This window comes from Acidovorax sp. GW835-FHT14G06 (assembly GCF_058793595.1).
This window is the reverse complement of sequence record NZ_JBXAGA010000014.1, coordinates 61,457-80,521: the sequence shown is the minus strand read 5'-3', so window position 1 is coordinate 80,521 and position 19,065 is coordinate 61,457. Positions and strand designations below refer to the sequence as shown.

Genomic DNA, 19,065 nt, shown 5'->3' with positions numbered 1-19,065 from the left:
CACACTCGTTACCATTGGGCCATGTTCAGTTATCGCCACGCCTTCCACGCAGGCAACCATGCCGATGTGCTCAAGCACACGGTCCTGATTGCCGCCTTGCAACACCTTACCGAGAAAGACGCGGCGCTGACCGTGCTGGACACCCATGCGGGCGCAGGCCTGTACCGGCTGGACGGAGACTATGCCAGCACCAGTGGCGAAGCTGCCGACGGCGTAGCCCGGCTGTTTGCACCGACCACGCCCGCCCTCACCCCGGCCCTGCAGGCCTACGTGGACATGGTGGGCGCCTTCAACCAGGGCAAGGCACTGCGCGTATACCCCGGCTCGCCCTTCATCACCCAGCGCATGCTGCGCGACCACGACAAACTCAAGCTGTTCGAGCTGCACCCAACCGACCTGCGCGCGCTGGCCGGCAACGTGGCCCAGCTGGAGGCTGGCCGCCAGGTGGCGGTGCTGCACGAAGACGGCTTTGAGGGCATCAAGAAGTTTTTGCCCCCACCTGCCCGGCGAGCCCTGGTGCTGTGCGATCCCAGCTATGAAATCAAGAGCGACTATGCCAAGGTGCTCGACATGGCGGCCGACTCCCTCAAGCGCTTTGCCACGGGCACCTATGCATTCTGGTACCCCATCATTCCTCGCCCCGAAGCCCATGATCTGCCCCGCCGCCTGAAAACGCTGACCACCAAGGCAGGCAAAGGCTGGCTGCACGCCACGCTCACGGTCAAGTCCAGCAAGATCACCGAGAACGCCGCTGGCGACACCAAGCGCCCCGGCCTGCCGGCGAGCGGCATGTTCCTGATCAACCCGCCCTACACCCTGAAGGCTGCACTCAAAGACGCCCTGCCCCAGATGGCAGAGCTGCTGGCGCAAGACAAACACGCCACCCACACACTCGAATCGGGCGGCTGAGCGGCCATGAGGCCCCGCCTGGCGTCACGGCGCCGGGCAGTCCTTGTCGTCTTCCTGAAGGGCAAACAACTCCACCGGCTTGAGCCCCAGGCCGACCATGCCCAGTGCCTCGGCAGCACCCCGGCTCAGGTCGATCACCCGGTTGCGGGTGTGTGGACCGCGGTCGTTGATGCGCACGATCACCGTGCGCCCCGTGGCCTGGCTGCGCACACACACACGCGATCCAAAGGGCAGCGTAGGGTGAGCGGCCGTGAGCGCCCGCATGTCAAACAGCTCCCCGCTGGCAGTTCGCCGCCGGTGGAACTGCGCCCCGTACCACGAAGCCAGGCCCACCTCGTCGGCAGGCAGTCCGAGGGGTGCCCCGTCGGCGGCGGTGGGCTCAGGTTTGGCCGGGGGATCGATCAGCATGGCCTCACCCGGCACGGACAAAAGGTTGGGGGCCAGCGCATCCGGCTCTGCCTGCAACCCCTGGGCCTGAACAGCGGTGCAAGCGCTGCACAGCAGCCACAGACCCACCGCTCGCCGCAGCAGCACCCGCAGGGCAGCGCCGCGATGGGCCCCGGGAGGCTGTGTGCCCCCCGCCATCAGATCCCCAGCCGGCGACAGATCTCCAGCGTCGCGGCGCTTTGGTTCATTGTGTAGAAGTGCAGCGCGGGCACGCCGGCCGTGCGCAACTGGTCGCACAGGTCGGTCACAACATCCAGGCCAAACGCCTTGATGCTGGCCGTGTCGTCCCCAAACGACTGCAGGCGCAGACGGATCCAGCGTGGAATCTCGGCACCGCAGGCGTCCGAGAACCGCATCAGCTGCGTGGAGCTGGAGATCGGCATGATGCCCGGCACCACCGGCACGTCGGCGCCCAGCTGGTGGGCGTCTTCGACGAAGCGGAAATACGCGTCGCTGTTGTAGAAGTACTGGGTGATCGCGGAGTCCGCGCCCGCACGCACCTTGGTCACGTAGGCCTGCAGGTCCGCCTCGGGCGACCTGGCCTGGGGGTGCACCTCGGGGTATGCCGCCACTTCAATATGGAAATCACGGCCCGTTTCGGCGCGGATGAAGGCCACCAGATCGCTGGCGTACTGGAACTCGCCACCCGCGCCATAGCCGCTGGGCAGGTCGCCGCGCAGTGCCACCAGGCGCTTGACGCCCATGGCCTTGAGTGTTGCCAGCTGCTCGCGCACCGACTGGCGCGTGGCCCCGATGCACGAAAAGTGCGAGGCGGCCCCCACGCCTTCGGACAGGATCTCACGCACCGTGCCGAAGGTGCCTTCCTGTGTGGAGCCCCCTGCGCCATAGGTCACCGAGCAGAAGTCGGGGTGCAGGGCATACAGCTGCTGGCGCGCCACGCGCAGCTTGTCTGCCCCTTCAGGCGTCTTGGGCGGAAAAAACTCGAAACTCACCGGGAACCCGGTGCCTTGCGCGTGGGCTGCATTCATGCGGCTCTCCTTGCGTGTACAAAAAATTCTCGGTTGCCATCGCCGCCCTGGATGGGGCTGTCGATCCACGCAAACACCTCCAGGCCCAACGTGGCGCAGCAATCGCGGATGCGCTGCTCCACCACCGCATACAAGGACTCGTCGCGCACGATACCGCCCTTGCCCACCTGCCCGGGCTGCAGCTCGAACTGCGGCTTGACCAGCATGACCAGGTCGCCCTGGGGCGCCAGCAAAGGCACCAGCGCAGGCAGCACCAGGGTGAGCGAAATGAACGACAGGTCGCCGGTCACCAGCGCAAAACTGGGGGTGATGTCCACATCGGCGCACTCGGGCCGGCGGCGGCGCTCCACCGGCAGCGTTCCCTGGGCGCGCTGCGCGCGCTCGGACTTGAAGGCCTCGATGTCCTGGTCCTTGGCATCGTCGCTGTCGTCGTACGCCTCGTCCACCAAGCCACCGTTGCGCATCCAGCTGTAGGGGGCCTCGGGTTGGGTCTCGTTGTCCTCTTCGGGCACGATGACTTCGGACAAGGCCATCTCACAAGCCTGCACCAACGCATCGGGCGTGAGCGAGCGGGCATTGACGCCTTCCACACACACCACACGCAGATCGCTGCGCAGCCGGTCGTGCAACTGGGCGTGGCCCACATCCACCCCAATCACCTGGGCAGCGCCCTGCTGCAGCAGGCAGTCGGTAAAGCCGCCTGTGCTCTGCCCGACATCCAGGCACCGCAGGCCAGCCACAGACAGGCCCAGCGCCTTGAGCGCGCCTTCCAGCTTGAGCCCGCCGCGCGAGATGTACTTGGCTTCTGCATCGTCCAGCAGCTGCACCTCGGCCACTGACGGAATGTCGTCACCGTTCTTCACCACCTTCTGCCAGGGCGCCAGCGGCGACAGGCGCCACTGCACGCCCGAGGCAATCAGGCGCTGCGCCTGCGAGCGCGTGGCAGCGTGGCCACGCTCCACCAAAAATACATCTGCGCGCATCGCGCCCATCCTTTTTTGAGTCCAATGAGCCGATAGCGCTAGTGAACTATGCGCTAGCAGCTACAAAAATAAGAGCATTCGAACCCTGCACCGCATGAGCGCACAGGGCCGCGACGACCGCCCCCACACGGGGGCGAAGGCGCGGGTTGGCTCAATAGCGGTAGGTATTGGCCTTGTAGGGGCCTTGCTTGGACACGCCAATGTAGGCGGCCTGCTCGTCGGTGAGTTCGGTCAGCATGGCGCCCACCTTCTTGAGGTGCAGGCGCGCCACTTTCTCATCGAGGTGCTTGGGCAGCACATAGACCTTGCCGGCCTGGTACTCGTCCTGCTTGGTGAACAGCTCGATCTGCGCGATGGTCTGGTTGGCAAAGCTGGAGCTCATCACGAAGCTGGGGTGGCCAGTGGCGCAACCCAGGTTCACCAAGCGGCCCTTGGCCAGCAGCGTGATCTTCTTGCCGTCGGGGAAGATGACATGGTCGACCTGGGGCTTGATCTCGTCCCACTGAAGCTTCTCCAGCGACGCCACATCGATCTCGTTGTCAAAGTGGCCGATGTTGCAGACGATCGCTTCATCCTTCATGGCGGCCATGTGCTCGTAGCGGATCACGTTCTTGTTGCCGGTGGCCGACACGAAAATGTCGCACTTGTCGGCGGCGTATTCCATGGTCACGACCTTGTAGCCTTCCATCGCGGCCTGCAGGGCGTTGATAGGGTCGATCTCAGTCACCCACACCTGAGCGCTCAGCGCTCGCAGGGCTTGGGCCGAGCCCTTGCCCACATCGCCATAGCCAGCCACGCACGCCACCTTGCCGGCGATCATCACGTCGGTGGCGCGCTTGATGGAGTCCACCAGCGATTCGCGGCAACCGTACAGGTTGTCGAATTTGCTCTTGGTCACCGAGTCGTTCACGTTGATGGCGCGGAACATCAGGCTGCCCTTGGCGGCCATTTCGTTCAGGCGCAGCACGCCGGTGGTGGTTTCTTCGGTCACGCCGATGATGTGGGCGCTCTTGCGGCTGTACCAGGTCGGGTCCACGGCCAGCTTGGCCTTGATGGCGTTGAACAGGCAGGTTTCTTCTTCGCTGGTGGGGTTGGCGATCAGCGAGGCGTCTTTTTCGGCGCGCTTGCCCAGATGCATGAGCAGCGTGGCGTCGCCGCCGTCGTCCAGGATCATGTTGGGGCCTTCGCCTTCAGTGCCGGCGGCGCCAAAATCAAAGATGCGGTGGGTGTAGTCCCAGTAATCGGCCAGGGTTTCACCCTTGATGGCGAACACGGGCGTGCCAGCGGCAGCAATCGCAGCCGCAGCGTGGTCTTGTGTGGAGAAGATGTTGCACGAGGCCCAGCGCACTTGTGCACCCAGCGCCTGCAGGGTTTCGATCAGCACGGCAGTCTGGATCGTCATATGCAGCGAGCCGGTGATGCGTGCGCCCTTGAGCGGCTGCTTGGCTGCGAATTCTTCGCGGATGGCCATGAGGCCGGGCATTTCCGTTTCGGCAATGCGAATCTCTTTGCGGCCCCATTCGGCCAGACCGATGTCGGAGATGATGCAGTCGGTGTTGACCGGGGCGTTGACGCGTGCGTTCATGATGGTGTGCTCCAAAGCATGTTTGAAAAGCCACTGCGCGAAGGGGACGGTCGATACGACTCACCGCACGCGAAGTGGATGAGCGTCGTTGCTAGATGACTCCGAGCCTCACGCCCCGCCTGCGCTGGGGACGCTGCAACGCTCCTCGGATCGGCGGATTATAAAAGCAAGTGCCCGCCCGGCGCTACGCCACCGGTTGATTCCATCCCCCTGGCCTTGCACGGAACAGTAAAATCCCGCGTTTGCCGACCTCGTAGCCTCCCCGCAGGCCCCGGCCCCAAGATTCTTGTACAGGGCACGCTGCCCTGCTCCATCCCATTCAGGAACCCCTGTGTCCTACGCCCCAGAAACCCGGCGCCGCCGCACCTTCGCCATCATTTCCCACCCCGACGCCGGTAAAACGACGCTGACGGAAAAGCTGCTGCTGTTCTCGGGCGCCATCCAGATCGCAGGAGCCGTCAAGGGCCGCAAGGCCAGCCGCCATGCCACGTCCGACTGGATGGAGATTGAAAAGCAGCGCGGTATCTCGGTGGCGTCATCGGTCATGCAGATGCTGTACCGCGAGCATGTGATCAATCTGCTCGACACGCCCGGCCACAAGGACTTCTCGGAAGACACCTACCGCGTGCTCACCGCCGTGGACTCGGCCCTGATGGTGATCGACGCGGCCAACGGTGTGGAAGCGCAGACGCGCCGCCTGATTGAGGTCTGCCGCCAGCGCGATACACCCATCATCACGTTCGTGAACAAGATGGACCGCGAAGTGCGCGACCCGCTGGACATCATGGACGAGGTTGAGCGCGAGCTGGGCATGCCCTGCTGCCCCATGACCTGGCCCGTGGGCCAGGGCAAGAGCTTCGGCGGCATCATCAACCTGCGCACCAAGACCATGACGGTGTTCGAGTCCGGCAGCGAACGCCGCCCACAGGACTTTGAAGCGATACCCCTGTCCGACGAAGCCACACTGCGCGCGCGCTTCGGCGCCGAGTTTGACGCTGCGCTCGAAAGCATGGAACTGGCCGTGGGCGCATCGCCCGCCTGGGACCACGAAGCCTTCCTGGCTGGCAAGCTGACCCCCGTGTTTTTTGGCTCTGGTGTGAACAACTTCGGGGTGATGGAGGTGCTGGACGCACTGGTAGACATGGCCCCGCCGCCCGGCCCACGCGTGAGCACACTCGAAGTCAACAAGCAGCCAGTGGTCAAAACCATCCAGCCCGAGGACGAAGGCTTTGCCGGCGTGGTGTTCAAGGTGCAGGCCAACATGGACGCCAACCACCGCGACCGCATCGCCTTCGTGCGTGTGGCCTCGGGCAAATACACCCCGGGCATGAAGCTCAAGGTGCAGCGCACCGGCAAGGAACTGCGCCCCACCTCCGTCGTCACCTTCATGTCGCAGCGCCGCGAGGCCGTGGAAGAAGCCTACGCGGGCGACATCATTGGCTTTACCACGCACGGCGGCGTGCAGCTGGGCGACACCATCACCGACGGCGCCAACCTGCAGTTCACCGGCCTCCCCTTCTTCGCGCCCGAAATGTTCATGACCGTGGTGCTCAAGAATCCGCTGCGCACCAAACAGCTCCAGCAAGGCCTGGCCCAGCTGGGCGAAGAAGGTGCCATCCAAGTCTTCAAGCCCGACGCCGGCGGCAACATGCTGCTGGGTGCTGTGGGCCAGCTGCAGTTCGAAGTGGTGCAACACCGCCTGAAGGCCGAATACGACGCCGACGTGCGCCTGGAAGGCTGCCAGTACACCGGCGCACGCTGGATCACTGCAGACACCCCGGCCGACCTGCGTGCGTTCACCGACGCCTACCCGCTGCGCCTGGCGCACGACGCGGCAGACACGCTGGCGTACCTGTGCACCAGCCCGTATGACGTGCGGCTGGCGCAGGAGCGGTTTCCAAAGATCCATTTCCACCCACTGCGTGAGCATGCGGGGCTGGCGCTGCAGAAGGCGGGCTAAACCCGCATGTTGCCCTTGAGCCTCTGGCCGCCAGCGGCCCGCCGTGACTTAGTAGGCGTCTTTACCGACATCGACGACACCCTGACCACCGAGGGCGCCATCACGCCCAACGCACTGCAGGCGCTGGCTGACCTGAAGGCGGCGGGCCTGGTGGTCATTCCCATCACCGGGCGGCCGATTGGTTGGTGCGAGCCTTTCATGGCGGGGCCTGCCGGTTCGACCTGGCCTGTCGATGCCATGGTGGCAGAGAACGGTGCCGTGGCATTTACCCGCAGCTCTGGCGCTCAACCAACGCTGGTCAAGCGCTACCAGCAAGACGCCGCCACGCGCAATGCCAACCAGGCGCGCATGCGTGAGATCGCCGCCCAGGTCGCTGCGGAAGTGCCAGGCGTCGCCCTCAGCCGCGACAGCGCCGGGCGTGAGACGGACCTGGCCTTTGACTACGCAGAGTTCGACCGGCACGCGCCCGACACCGTGGAGCAGGTGCTGGCTGTGCTGCAGCGCGCTGGCATGCAGACCACGGTGAGCAGCATCCACATCCATGGCTGCTTTGGGGACTTCAATAAATGGCAGGGTGCCAACTGGATCGTGCGCGAGCTGATGGGCCGCGACCTTGCGCAGGAGCTAGACCGCTGGGTGTTTGTGGGCGACTCGGGCAATGACCAGGCGATGTTCCAGCACTTCACCCACAGCGTGGGCGTGGCCAACATCGCGCGGTTTGTGCCGCAGCTCAAGCACCTGCCACGCTATGTGACGCAGGGCGAACGGGGCGCGGGGTTTGCCGAAGTGGCGCGGGCGATCCTGGCGGGCCGCTAACCGTCAGCGAAGCAAGCGCAGCAAGCAACAGGGCGCAGTCGCCACAGCCCCTGGCTGGTTCACGCAACGGGGCCAGCGCCCCCGGGACGGCACAGTGCACGCAAGACCGCCAGAAAGCAGTTTTGACGAGAAACGCCCGCTTGCGCTAGTGGAATATGCCGTGGTAGCTATTATTTTAATAGCAATGCCATCAAGCCTTGAGGAAGATATCGGTATCTGGCGCAAAACACGCATGCAGCGGCAGCAGCGCTCCGCCCAGCGCGCGGGCGTCCGAGCCCATGGTGCCCAGCTCCAGCCGGGGGGGCTGGTGCAGGCCTTCCCAGTTGTAGTCGGCCAGCGCGTGGCGGGCACTTTCGCACAGGGCCTGCAGCAGCTCAGGGGCTGCGGCGCCATCGACCACCACGGCATCCAGGTCCAAAAACGCCGTGGCCGAGACGATGCAGTGCGCCAGGCCGGCCGCAGCGCGCGCAATCCAGCCCCGGCTGTGTTCCAGCCACGGGGCCTGCAGCACACGTTTGTCGTAGGCGGCCATGGGGTCCAGGCCATGTTCGCGAAAGCGCTGCTCCAGCTCCCACAGCGAGGCCTGGCTGATGAGCTGAGCAGGGGGCAGGCCCGGCTGGGCGGGTGACAGCGGCAGCGACGCCACGGCGCCTGCGTTGCCATGCAGACCGCGATGCAGGTGCGAATTGATGACCAGCCCGCCGCCCACAAAGGTGTCCATGAACAGGTACAGAAAACTCGGGATGTCGCGCCCGCGCCCCTGCAGCAGCTCGGCCACGCAGGCGGCGGAGGTGTCCTTGGCAAAACTCACGGGCAACTCGGTCATCTGCTGCACCTGCTCGGCCAGGTCGATGTTGTTCCAGGCTTCGGACTGCGCCTCGGTCAGCCCCAGCATGCGGTGCCAGCCGCCGAGCTGGAACGGCGCGGCCACGCCCACACCCACCACGCGCGAGCGCAGCGGGCCCAGGCCGTCGAGCAGCTGGTTGAGGTGCGTGCGGATGGCGGGCAGCAGCACGTCGATGTCAGGGAAGGCGTAGTCGAGCACGATGCGCTCGCGCACATGGCCGGTGAAGTCCACCAGCAGCCAGTCGGCGCTGCGGCGGCCGATCTTGATGCCGATGGCAAAGGCGCCGTCGGGGTTCAGGCCAATCGGCACCGAAGGCTGGCCCACACGGCCGCGCACGGGCGCTTCGCGGCGCAGCAACTGGTCTTCGTCGAGCCGAGCGGTAATCAGGCCGATGGTCTGCGCCGTCAGGCCCGTGACCCGCGCCATCTCGGCCTTGGCCAGGCTGCCGTGGGTGCGCAGCGCCTGCAGCACCACGCGCTCGTTGAACTGGCGCAGCCCCACGTGGTTGGAGCCACGCTGGCGCAGCAGCGCGGGGCTGGCGGCGGTGTTGTCAACGGCGGGTGGAGATGCGTCGGTGTCCAGCATGGTGATGAAGCGGTCAGGCGTTCAGAGTGTCGCCGATGACGCCCTTGCGCAGCAGGAAGTTGCCCCAGGGCTGCAGCTCGCCAGTGACCACGATGGCATAGGCCTTCTTGACACGCTCGTAGAACGCAAAACGCTCCACGCCTTCGGCCTGCTCACTGGCCACGCCCTCGCGCGCCAGCACGTCCATGGTTTCGCGCTGCAGGGCTGAGCGGTACGGCACCTCGGTGCCACCCACCTGCATGTAAGCCACGGGGTGCGACACATCTTGCGCCAGCGGCAGCACGCTGGCCACGGCCTGCACAGCGCGCGCCATGCCAATGCCGGGCAGGCGCAGCACGGGCTTGCCCGCGCCCAGGCTCATGGCGGTGAAGTTGGCGTCGGCCAGCACGATGGCGTCGTCGTGGCCCATCTCGGCCAGCACCTTGAGCAGGTCGGGGGTCAGCAGAGGGTCAATGTTCTTGAGCATGGCGTTGTCTTCAGGCAAGGCATTCGGCGGGGAGGTCAGAGGCCGCCATGGCCCCCGTCATCACAGCCACGGTGTCGCTCATGCTGATCTTCTTGGGGTTGACCACCGCCGCACGTTTGCCCAGGCGGGCGATGTGGATGCGGTCGGCAATCTCGAACACATGGGGCATGTTGTGGCTGATGAGAATCACGGGCAGGCCCTTGTCGCGCACGCGGCGGATCAGCTCCAGCACCATGTTGCCCTCCTTCACGCCGAGAGCGGCGGTGGGCTCGTCCATGATGACCACGTGCCGCGCAAAGGCCGCGGCGCGCGCGACAGCCACGCACTGGCGCTGGCCGCCCGAGAGCGTCTCGACCGCCTGCGTCATGGAGCGGATGCCGACCTTCAGCTCGGCCATGCGGGCAATGCTTTCTTCCAGCATCTTTTTCTTGTCGAGCATGCGCAGCACGCTGCCCAGAAAGCCGGGGCGCAGCAGCTCACGGCCCAAGAAAAGGTTCTCGGCAATCGTCATCGCTGGGGCCACGGCCAGGTCCTGGTACACGGTTTCGATGCCCGCTTTGCGTGCGTCGATGGGGCTCTTGAACTGGATGCGCTGGCCGTCGAGCAGTATCTCGCCTTCGTCTGGCACCGTGGCACCCGACAGCGCCTTGATGAGGCTCGACTTGCCAGCGCCGTTGTCGCCGATCACGGCCAGGATCTCGCCCGCGCGCAGTTCAAAGTCGACACCATCGAGCGCGACCACTTGCCCGTAGCGCTTTACCAGACCCTTGGCCTGCATCACCAGCGGGGCAGTCGTTTGAGTGGAATTCGTCATCACCGCACTCCTTTGCGCGAGAGTTGGTCGGTGGCCACGGCCAGGATCACGAGGATGCCGGTCACCAGGATCTGGTACACCGACGACACGCCCATGAGCGTGAGCCCATTGCGGAACACGCCCACAATCAGCGCCCCTACCAGCGTGCCCAAAATCATGCCGCGCCCGCCAAACAGGCTGGTGCCGCCCAGCACCACGGCGCTGATGGCGTCGAGGTTTTCGGTCTGGCCCGCGTTCGGGTCACCCGCGCCAGTGCGGGCCACCAACAGCACCGACGCGATGCCGTAGAACAGGCCGGCCAGCACATACACGCCCAGCAACACCTTGTCGGTGGCAATCCCGGTGAGTCGCGTGGCCTCGGGGCTGTTGCCCACGGCGTACACATGGCGGCCGGGCGCGGTCTCGCGCAGCGCAAACCAGGTGACGAGGTACAGCACCAGCATGAGCACCGCGCCCCAGACGATGGCGGTCTGCCCCAGCTGGAAGGTGTTGCCCAGTGCGGTCATGCCAGCGGGGATGTCGGTGATGGTCTGCGCGCCCGAATACAGCTGCGTGGCGGCAAACGCGATGTTGAGCGTGCCCAGCGTGACGATGAAGGGCGGCAGCTTGATCTTGGTGACGAGCAAGCCGTTGATCAGGCCGAACAGCATGGTCACCGCCATGCCGCAGGCAATCGCCAAGGGGGCCGAAAGGCCGTAGTCCGCCGCCATCTTGGTCATCACGATGCCGCCCAGCGCCATCACCATGCCACACGACAGATCAATGCCCGCCGTGAGGATCACCAGTGTCTGGCCGATGGCAATGACCGCCACCACCATGACCTGCTGCAGGATGAGCGCGAAGTTCTGCGCCGACAGAAAACGCTCGCTCTGCGTGGCAAAAAAGGCGCACGCCAGGATCAGCGCGATGAACGGCCCCAGCGTAGCCAGGGGCGGTAGTTTGAAAGCGGGCGATGTCATGGCGGCTCCGTGCGGGTGTACAAAGGTGGCACTAGGCAAGCCCGTTGCGGCTTGCCTGGTGCCAGGCCAGCTGAGGCTGCTTATTTAGCGCCCCAGCAGAGGTCGGTGCCGGTCTTCACATCCTTGCTGTCCACACCCGCCATGGGCTTGGCAGCGATCAGCGTCACGCCGGTGTCGGTGTATCCGCTGACCTTTTTGCCGGTCTTGGCATATTCCACGCCAGCCGCCACACCCATCGCCGCCATGCGCAGCGGGTACTGCTGGCTGGTGGCGGCGATCATGCCCTTGCCCACGTCGGCAATGCCTGCGCAGCCACCGTCCACCGAGACGATGAGCACGTTCTTCTCCTTGCCAGCGGCCTTGAGCGCGTTGTAAGCACCGGCTGCGGCGGGCTCGTTGATGGTGTAGACGATGTTGATGTCGGGGTTTTTCTGCAGGCAGTTTTCCATGCCGGTCTGGCCCTTGGCGCGGTCGCCAAAGCTGTCTGCCATGCAGACCACTTCGGCGGGGCGCGACAGCTCATTGCTCTTGGCGTCATTCGCCTGCAGGCCAAAGCCTTTCAGAAAGCCGTTGTGCCGCTGTGCGCCCACGGGGTGGCCGGGGAACAGGTCCAGCGTGGCAATCACGGGCTTCTTGCCCGCAGCGGCGGCCTTGGCGTACTGGCCGATCAGCTCGCCCGCCTTGTAGTTGTCGGTGGCAAACAGCGCGTCGGTCGCATCCATGGGCTCGGTGGGACTGTCGAGCGCAATCACCATCACGCCGCGCGCCTGCGCCTTCTTGATCGCGGGCACGATGGCCTTGGCGTCGCTGGGGGTGATGAGGATGGTCTTGGCACCCGCGGCGATGAGGTTCTCCATGGCCGTGACCTGGCCCGCGTTGTCGCCATCGGTCTTGCCCGCGGCCGACACCAGCTTGGCGCCCAGCTTCTTGGCCTCGGCCGTAGCGCCCTCTTTCATCTTCACGAAGAAGGGGTTGGTCTCGGTCTTGGTGATGAGGCCGATGACGGGTTCGGATGCTTGTGCCTGGGCCGGGCCACAGGCCAGGGCGCCGGTGAGGGCAAGGGCAGAAAGCGCGAAGGCGGGGGTGCGTTGCATGGCGTTGTCTCCGGGTTGTGGGATGGCAGATTCCTGTCGGCCCGGTGCTGCGCGGCTGGCAGGTGAACCACTCTTGTCGGGTGGATGGGATCGAACTATAGTGGCCGACAAGTTAATAAATCAAGTGGATTTACTTATGGTTTTCCCTATCCAGTCTGCCAGTTCTGCCCCCGCACACACCGCACCGTCGCTGCGTGTGGCCACGGCGGGCGAGGCCTTGTTCGACCTGATCGAAGAGCCTGATGGCCGCCTCAAGCCCTGCGCGGGCGGCGCGGTCTACAACCTCACGCGGGCACTGGGACTGCAGGGGGTGGGCACGCAGTACCTCAACCCTCTGTCGGGCGACCTGCTGGGGCGACAACTGGCGCGCGGCCTGAACGATGCGGGCGTGGCCCTGGCCGCCCCCACACCGGTGCGTGCGCCCAGCGCGCTGGCGCTGGCCGCACTGGATGCCGAGGGCAAGGCCAGCTACAGCTTCTACCGCGATGGCGTGGCGGACCGCCAGGTGACGGCAGCCGCTCTGACGGCCGCCTGCGCTGCGCTGCCTGAGCTGCAGGTAGTGGCCACGGGCTGCCTGGCGCTGGTGGCGCAGGACGCCGCCATCTACCTGCCCTGGCTGGCAGCGCAGCGCGCAGCGGGCCGCATGGTGGTGGTGGATGCCAACATGCGCCTGTCGGCCGTGGACGATGCCGACGCCTATCGCGCCAATGTGATGGCCGCCCTGCAGCACGCCCACCTCATCAAGGTGAGCGACGATGACCTGGAGGCTCTGGCCGTGCCGGGTGCCAATGCCCTGGAGCGCGCCCACTGTTTGCAGCAACAGACACAGGCCCAATGGCTCGCCCTGACCCTGGGGCCGGAAGGTGCCTGGCTGCTGCAGGGTGATGGCTTGGCCGTGCATGCGCGCGAGGAGGCACCGATCACGGTGGTGGACACGGTGGGTGCAGGTGACTGCTTTCTGGCAGGTTTGATCACTGCCCTGCTGGCAGGGCCCGAGCGTGGCGAAGAAGCGTTGGCCCTGCGCACGGGTGGCCTGACGGCGCCCGTCCCAGAGACCCGGTTGCGGGCCGTGCTGCACCACGCGCTGGCCAGCGCCAGCCACTGCGTGGAGCGCGCGGGCTGCACGCCACCCCGTTACGAAGAGGTACGCCAGCGGCTGTCGCTGCGGGGCGCAGCTACCGCAGCGGGCCGATAGCCCTTACTCGGCGGGTTTGGCGGTCGGCTTGCGGGACCGGCTGCGCGGGCGTGCAGCGGGCGACTTGGCTGGTGCGGCACCTTCTGCCTCCGTGGCGGGGGCCTCGGCTGCCGAAGCTGGCGCCTCGGCCCTGGCGGCATCGCCAGCATCCGCCACGGCACGCGCACCACGCGCGCGGGGCGTGGCGACAGCCTTGGGGGAGCTGGCAGCTGGCTTGGCGCCATTACCATTGCGCGCGCGGCTGCGGCGAGGGGCGACGGCCTCGGCCCCATCGTTCTCAGAAGGCATCTGCTCTACTGGGGCCTCGGTACCCTCGAACACCTCCGAGCGCGCATCCTGCTCTGGAATTCCATCAACCGCCCGCTCCAGTGGCGCGGCCTCGGGGGTCACGGGCTGGCTGAAATAGCGGCTGGCCGGGCGTTCTGACGGAGCATCAGTCTGCTCAGACTCCTGTGGCTCATGGTATGCGTCATTGCGCGACTCGTTGCGCTGCGTGGAGCGCGTGTCTGGGCGGTCTGCGCCCTCGCTGCGGCGCCCTCGGTTCCGCCCCGAAGGCCCCTGCACTTCGACACCGTCAGAACGCAGGTCGGGCGCCGTCGCCACCGCATGAAAGTCATGCCGCGTGGCCCCACCTTGGGTGGCACGCTCGCCCGTAGCCTCAGACCGTACGGGTGCCGCCGCTGCAATGGGTTGGCCATGGCTGCGGAACACATACGCACCCGATTTTTCATCGCGCCCAAACTCCAGCAGCCCACGGGCCTGCGCTTCCTCCAGCAGGTTGCCAAAGGTGCGGAAGCCATAACGGCCCTCGCTGAAATCGGGCTTGCGGCGCTTGATGGCCTCCTTGAGCACCGAGGCCCAGATCTTGCCGGTGTCGCCGCGCTCAGACAGCAGGGCCTCAAACGTCTCGGCCGCCAGCTCCACGCCCTGGGTGCGGCGCGCGTCCTGCGTTTCCTTGCGGCTGCGCTCCTCCTCGGGGCTGCGGCGCGGTGCGGCTGGCGGGTTGCTACCGGGGGTTTGGCGTCGTGCCTGGGCGCGCTGGTTCTCACGCACCAGATCGTCGTAAAAGATGAACTCGTCGCAGTTGGCGATCAGCAGATCGGACGTGGATTGCTTCACACCCACGCCGATCACCTGCTTGTTGTTCTCGCGCAGCTTGGACACGAGCGGCGAAAAATCCGAGTCGCCGCTGATGATGACGAAGGTGTTGACGTGCGACTTGGTGTAGCAGAGGTCCAGCGCGTCCACCACCAGGCGGATGTCGGCCGAGTTCTTGCCCGACTGGCGCACGTGCGGGATTTCGATCAGCTCGAAATTCGCCTCGTGCATGGTGGCCTTGAAGCCCTTGTAGCGCTCCCAGTCGCAATAGGCCTTCTTGACCACGATGGAGCCCTTGAGCAGCAGTCGCTCCAGGATGGGCTTGATGTCGAACTTTTCGTACTGCGCATCGCGCACGCCCAGGGCGACATTTTCAAAGTCGCAGAACAGGGCCATGCTGATGCTGTCGGAGGGGGATGCCATATCGTGTGTGAGTTCCGTTCAATGCTGCAGATCATCACACGGAACGCATTGCTCCCTCCGAAGGGAGTGGCATCAGGTGGGTTTGGCCAAGCCCAATTTCTCTACCAGCGCCTTCTCGCGCGTGAATGTGTCCTGCGCAAACTTCTTGTACGCCGACGTGCTCATGTACATCGGCACCATGTCATAGCGCGCCAGGGCCGTGCGGTAGCTCTCTTGCTCCATGGCCTGCTTGAAGGCGTCGTGCAAACGCTTGACCACCGCATCGGGCGTGCCCTTGGGTGCGCCGATGCCAAAGGGCGAGTTCTGCACCAGGTTCAGGCCCAGCTCCTTGAGCGTAGGCGCATCGGGGAACTTGGCCAGGCGCTCGGCGCCCCAGGTGTTGAGCACGCGCAGCTTGCCCGCCTCGACCTGGGGTGCAAAGCCCGTGGAGTCGGCCGCCGCCATGATCTGCCCGCCCAGGATGGACTGCATGAGGTCGGCGCTGCCCTTGTAGGGCACGTGCAGCAGCTCAATGCCCAGCTGCTGCGCGATGAGCTCCATCGTCAGGTGTGGGCTGGTCATGGTGCCGGTGGAGCCGTAGCTGAGCTTGCCAGGGTTGGCCTTGGCCCAGGCCACGAAGTGCGTCCAGGTCTTGAGGGGCGAGTCGGCGGGCACCACCAGGCCAAAGGCATAGCCGGTGACATTGAGCACGTAGCTGATGTCCTTGACCGGGTCCCAGTTGATCTTGGTGGTGTAGGGCAGGCGGAACACGCCCAGCGGAATCTGCGCCACCGTGTAGCCATCGGCCGCTGCACTTTGCAGCTGCTGCGCAGGCAAGGTGCCACCCGCACCGGGCTTGTTCTCGACGATCACGGGCTGGCCCAGGATCTTGCTGGCGTTGTCGGCCAGCGACCGCATGGTGATGTCGGTGGGGCCACCGGCCGGAAAGGCGATGACCAGCTTGATGGGTTTGTTGGGAAAGCTCTGGGCCTGCGCCATGAATGCAGGGGCGGCGAGGCTGGCGGCTCCCCATTGGATGATCTGGCGACGTTGCATGGCGGGGCTCCTGAAAATGCAAAAACAAAGATTTCGCTATTGGACTGCAGGCCGCGCTGCGAGGGCATGCGGAAACCCCCTAGCCGCTGTCGCCCAGGTGCCAGCGCGCAGCCCTTGCGCTGGTGCACCGCCGGGGCCGCATCACGCCTTGTAGGTGGACAACAAGATGCTGGTTTCGGTGTTGCCAATGCCGGGCGTGAGGCGAATGCGGCCCAGTGCCGCGTCAAACGCCTCCAGGCTCTCGGCACGCACCTCGGCCACGATGTCCCAGCGGCCATTGGTGGTGTGCAGCGTACCCACCGTGGGCTCGCCGCGCAGCGCGCGGATGACGGCGGGGGCGGCATTGCCTTCGACCGCAATGCTCATCCATGCACGGATGCGCTGCGGCTCGGAATCCGGCCGCAGGCGCACGGTGTAGCCGGTGATGACGCCGCTCTCCTCCATCTTGTGCAGGCGGTTCTGCACTGTGCCGCGCGATACGCGCAGCTTTTGCGCCAACGTGGCCACAGGGGTGCGCGCGTCGGCGCGCAAGATGCTGATGATTTCGCGGTCGGTGTCGTCGAGCTTGGTCATAGTGGGCTTCAGAACTGGCAGAACGGCAATTTATCAGCCATTTTGACCAGTTCTGAGGCTAGGGGATAGCAGGGGCTGCCAAGAAAATTCTGAGACTTCTTCCCTCTTCTTTCACACCCCGCTCCACCATGCATGCCTCAGTCCAAGCCCCCAGCGCCGTTGTGATGGTGCGCCCGCACCGCTTTCACCCCAACCCCGAAACCGCTGGAGACAACGCCTTTCAGGTGCGCACCGCGCAACCGGCTGCCAGCGACACCTCATGCCGCGCTTTTGCCGAGGTCACTACCGCTGCAGAGTGCCTTGAGGAGGCGGGTGTGCGTGTGCACCTGTTCGACGACCCCGGCGAGCACGACACGCCCGACGCAGTGTTCCCCAACAACTGGTTTTCCACCCACGCGGGCGGCCATGTGGCGATCTACCCCATGTACGCCAGGAACCGCCGGAGAGAGCGGCGCAGCGATGTGATCGAACTGCTCAAGGCCGAGTACCGCGTGCAGGACGTGATCGACTACTCGGGCCTGGAGGCCGATGGCATGTTTCTGGAAGGCACGGGCGCCATGGTGCTCGACCACATCCACCGCATTGCCTACACCGCGCAATCCAACCGCGCCGCCCCCGTGGCTCTGGAGCGCTTTTGCACGCACTTCAACTACGAGCCCATGGCCTTTGCCACAGCGGACGAGGAGGGTCAGCCCTGCTACCACACCAACGTGATGCTCTGCATCGGCACCGCGTTTGCGCTAGGGGGCTTTCACATGATCACCGACCCTGGGCGCCGCGCTGCCGTGTGCGAGCGCTTGCGCGAGACGGGCCGCGAGCTCATCGCACTGAGCCCCCACCAGATCGGAGAATTTGCCGGCAACGCCCTCGAACTCTCTGGCACCCAGGGCCGGGTGCTGGCACTGTCGGCGCGCGCTGCCGCCAGCCTCACGCCGGCGCAACGCGCCACCATCGAACAAAGCGCACGCCTTCTGCCACTGAACGTACCAACCATTGAGCTGGCGGGCGGATCGGTGCGCTGCATGCTGGCGGGCGTGCATCTGGCTCGGCGCAGTGCCGGGGTGTGAAATTTCAGTCAAACTGGCTGCTTGTGCTAGTCGAACGTGCCTGAATAGCTATCACATTCATAGCGAATCGCTTCAGCTATTTGCCATGCGGCACAGCCTGCACGTCCAGCCGCGCATCGCAACCCACACCCGATGCGATCCAGCGCTGCGCCAGGGCCGACATGGCGCGCACTGCCCAGGGGTGGGTGAGGCCCGTCACCCCGGCCGGGTCAGCCACCATGCCGCACCAGTAGCGCTGGTCCGCATCGCTCCAGCGCAGGGCCACGCAAGCGCCTCGGCGGCGGCGCGAGACCAGTGCACCCAGCGGACAGGGCTCAGCCAGGCAACACAGGCCACAGCCGTTGCAGGGCGCACCCTCGGCTGGCTTGGCGGGGGCTTGGGGCTGCAGCCACACCACGGTGGATTGAGCGGAGGGTTTTGCGGGCATGGGCGACGGGAGGAGCACAACGCAGCAACTGGCACGGCATGCTCACCGGCGCATTGTGCCGCCGCGCGGCTGCGGATACCCGGCTGCGCAGCAACGAGGCGCGCAAAAAAGGCCCCTGCCGCTATCGCCGCAGGGGCCGAACCGGTCGAGGGGACCGGGGAGGGAGACAAAACAATGAAAGGGATCGAAAAGCGAACTCAGCAGCCCGATGGCCGGTTGGGCCGCATTGGCACGATGCCGGTCACACGGATGGTGGCATTGGAGCCGTCGGTAGCAGTCAGCGTCTTGCCGTTGAACCGTACCTGGTCGCTTTCGCGCAGCACGGCCGTGTCGGTGGGTTCACCACTGCCGTATTCCTTGCCGTCAAACGTCAGAAAGGCCTGGTGCAGACCGGTCGCATCGGGACGATAGCGGATATCGCCAAATGCCGTGGCCGATGAGCCCACCTTGTTAGCGCCGTCAAAGCGGAACGCGCACAACTCGGGCACAGAGCCGACAGGATTCTGCTTGTCCACGTTGGTGAGGTTCAGCGCGCCGTTGCCGTACACGCCGTTCAGACCGCCGACGGTGGCATTGCTCACCGTGAGCACGCCGGGCTCGTTGCTGGGCGATGGGTCGTCGTCATTGCCGCCGCCGCAGGCGACCAGCAACACCGAGGTGGCGGCCAGGGCTGTGCAGGTCTTGAGGAAATTGAAAGCGTTCATGGTGATGGGCGTCCTTGGAGGTGAATGGAAGATGGGGAGCCGATCCCCTGCACCCCATCGTAGGAAGCCCATCCCATGCAGCGCGTGCG

General features: G+C 65.6%; 19 protein-coding genes and 1 riboswitch. Of the genes, 5 read left to right on the top strand and 14 right to left on the bottom strand.

The annotated features are described in order from the left end of the window. Window positions 1-21: 21 nt before the first annotated feature. The gene (locus AC1Q64_RS21705; RefSeq protein WP_291436518.1) at window positions 22-909 is read left to right on the top strand and encodes a 23S rRNA (adenine(2030)-N(6))-methyltransferase RlmJ; all 888 of its coding nucleotides are present in this window, start codon (window positions 22-24) and stop codon (window positions 907-909) included. A gap of 24 nt (window positions 910-933) precedes the next feature. Here AC1Q64_RS21705 and AC1Q64_RS21700 read toward each other — a convergent pair whose 3' ends face one another. The 4 genes from AC1Q64_RS21700 to ahcY all read right to left on the bottom strand — a co-directional run bounded on the left by AC1Q64_RS21700 (window position 934) and on the right by ahcY (window position 4,913). Continuing rightward, window positions 934-1,494, bottom strand: a complete 561-nt coding sequence (locus AC1Q64_RS21700) for a septal ring lytic transglycosylase RlpA family protein (RefSeq protein ID WP_492252791.1) — start codon at window positions 1,492-1,494, stop codon at window positions 934-936. Beyond that, a complete protein-coding gene (metF, locus tag AC1Q64_RS21695) occupies window positions 1,494-2,345 on the bottom strand; it encodes a methylenetetrahydrofolate reductase [NAD(P)H] (RefSeq protein ID WP_291436520.1) in 852 nt (283 codons plus the stop codon). Before metF ends, AC1Q64_RS21700 begins: the two co-directional genes overlap by 1 nt. Continuing rightward, window positions 2,342-3,328 carry a TlyA family RNA methyltransferase gene (locus tag AC1Q64_RS21690; RefSeq protein ID WP_492252790.1) on the bottom strand — a complete coding sequence of 329 codons (987 nt, stop codon included), beginning with the start codon at window positions 3,326-3,328 and terminating at the stop codon, window positions 2,342-2,344. Before AC1Q64_RS21690 ends, metF begins: the two co-directional genes overlap by 4 nt. Window positions 3,329-3,479: 151 nt before the next feature. After that, window positions 3,480-4,913, bottom strand: coding sequence for an adenosylhomocysteinase (ahcY, locus tag AC1Q64_RS21685; RefSeq protein ID WP_492252789.1), 1,434 nt, complete (start codon window positions 4,911-4,913; stop codon window positions 3,480-3,482). A 73-nt stretch (window positions 4,914-4,986) separates the two neighbouring features. Further along, a riboswitch (S-adenosyl-L-homocysteine riboswitch) is annotated at window positions 4,987-5,066 on the bottom strand. 178 nt (window positions 5,067-5,244) lie between these two features. Here ahcY and AC1Q64_RS21680 point away from each other — a divergent pair. Both AC1Q64_RS21680 and AC1Q64_RS21675 read left to right on the top strand, forming a co-directional pair. Then, on the top strand, window positions 5,245-6,873 hold the full coding sequence (locus AC1Q64_RS21680; RefSeq protein ID WP_492252788.1) for a peptide chain release factor 3: 1,629 nt from the start codon (window positions 5,245-5,247) through the stop codon (window positions 6,871-6,873). A gap of 6 nt (window positions 6,874-6,879) precedes the next feature. Beyond that, window positions 6,880-7,689 (top strand): HAD family hydrolase, encoded by an 810-nt coding sequence (locus AC1Q64_RS21675; protein ID WP_492252787.1) that lies wholly within the window; start codon window positions 6,880-6,882, stop codon window positions 7,687-7,689. Between the two features lie 190 nt (window positions 7,690-7,879). On the opposite strand, the gene AC1Q64_RS21670 is transcribed toward AC1Q64_RS21675, so the two are convergent. The 5 genes from AC1Q64_RS21670 to AC1Q64_RS21650 form a co-directional block, all read right to left on the bottom strand. Next, window positions 7,880-9,121: an ROK family transcriptional regulator gene (locus AC1Q64_RS21670; protein WP_492252786.1), complete on the bottom strand. Its 1,242-nt coding sequence runs from the start codon at window positions 9,119-9,121 to the stop codon at window positions 7,880-7,882. Window positions 9,122-9,134: 13 nt separating this feature from the next. Beyond that, the gene (locus tag AC1Q64_RS21665; RefSeq protein WP_492252785.1) at window positions 9,135-9,587 is read right to left on the bottom strand and encodes an RbsD/FucU family protein; all 453 of its coding nucleotides are present in this window, start codon (window positions 9,585-9,587) and stop codon (window positions 9,135-9,137) included. A gap of 10 nt (window positions 9,588-9,597) precedes the next feature. After that, window positions 9,598-10,401, bottom strand: a complete 804-nt coding sequence (locus AC1Q64_RS21660; RefSeq protein WP_291436533.1) for an ATP-binding cassette domain-containing protein — start codon at window positions 10,399-10,401, stop codon at window positions 9,598-9,600. Next, window positions 10,401-11,360, bottom strand: coding sequence for an ABC transporter permease (locus AC1Q64_RS21655; RefSeq protein WP_492252784.1), 960 nt, complete (start codon window positions 11,358-11,360; stop codon window positions 10,401-10,403). The genes AC1Q64_RS21660 and AC1Q64_RS21655 overlap by 1 nt, the downstream gene beginning before the upstream one ends. Before the next feature lie 80 nt (window positions 11,361-11,440). Further along, entirely contained in the window at window positions 11,441-12,454 is a 1,014-nt protein-coding gene (locus AC1Q64_RS21650; RefSeq protein WP_492252783.1) for a sugar ABC transporter substrate-binding protein, read from the bottom strand. Window positions 12,455-12,590: 136 nt separating this feature from the next. Here AC1Q64_RS21650 and AC1Q64_RS21645 point away from each other — a divergent pair, with 136 nt between their 5' ends. Beyond that, window positions 12,591-13,649, top strand: coding sequence for a PfkB family carbohydrate kinase (locus AC1Q64_RS21645; protein ID WP_492252782.1), 1,059 nt, complete (start codon window positions 12,591-12,593; stop codon window positions 13,647-13,649). 3 nt (window positions 13,650-13,652) lie between these two features. On the opposite strand, the gene AC1Q64_RS21640 is transcribed toward AC1Q64_RS21645, so the two are convergent. From AC1Q64_RS21640 to AC1Q64_RS21630, 3 genes are all read right to left on the bottom strand, one after another. Continuing rightward, a complete protein-coding gene (locus tag AC1Q64_RS21640) occupies window positions 13,653-15,170 on the bottom strand; it encodes an NYN domain-containing protein (protein ID WP_492252781.1) in 1,518 nt (505 codons plus the stop codon). Window positions 15,171-15,242: 72 nt separating this feature from the next. Beyond that, window positions 15,243-16,205, bottom strand: a complete 963-nt coding sequence (locus AC1Q64_RS21635; RefSeq protein WP_291436542.1) for a Bug family tripartite tricarboxylate transporter substrate binding protein — start codon at window positions 16,203-16,205, stop codon at window positions 15,243-15,245. A 141-nt stretch (window positions 16,206-16,346) separates the two neighbouring features. Beyond that, window positions 16,347-16,778 carry an Lrp/AsnC family transcriptional regulator gene (locus AC1Q64_RS21630; protein WP_056057905.1) on the bottom strand — a complete coding sequence of 144 codons (432 nt, stop codon included), beginning with the start codon at window positions 16,776-16,778 and terminating at the stop codon, window positions 16,347-16,349. Window positions 16,779-16,906: 128 nt separating this feature from the next. Here AC1Q64_RS21630 and ctlX point away from each other — a divergent pair, with 128 nt between their 5' ends. After that, window positions 16,907-17,845: a citrulline utilization hydrolase CtlX gene (gene ctlX, locus AC1Q64_RS21625; protein ID WP_492252780.1), complete on the top strand. Its 939-nt coding sequence runs from the start codon at window positions 16,907-16,909 to the stop codon at window positions 17,843-17,845. A 76-nt stretch (window positions 17,846-17,921) separates the two neighbouring features. On the opposite strand, the gene AC1Q64_RS21620 is transcribed toward ctlX, so the two are convergent. Both AC1Q64_RS21620 and AC1Q64_RS21615 read right to left on the bottom strand, forming a co-directional pair. Continuing rightward, a complete protein-coding gene (locus tag AC1Q64_RS21620; protein WP_291436547.1) occupies window positions 17,922-18,272 on the bottom strand; it encodes a hypothetical protein in 351 nt (116 codons plus the stop codon). A 197-nt stretch (window positions 18,273-18,469) separates the two neighbouring features. Next, the gene (locus AC1Q64_RS21615; RefSeq protein ID WP_492252779.1) at window positions 18,470-18,976 is read right to left on the bottom strand and encodes a hypothetical protein; all 507 of its coding nucleotides are present in this window, start codon (window positions 18,974-18,976) and stop codon (window positions 18,470-18,472) included. Window positions 18,977-19,065: the final 89 nt, after the last annotated feature.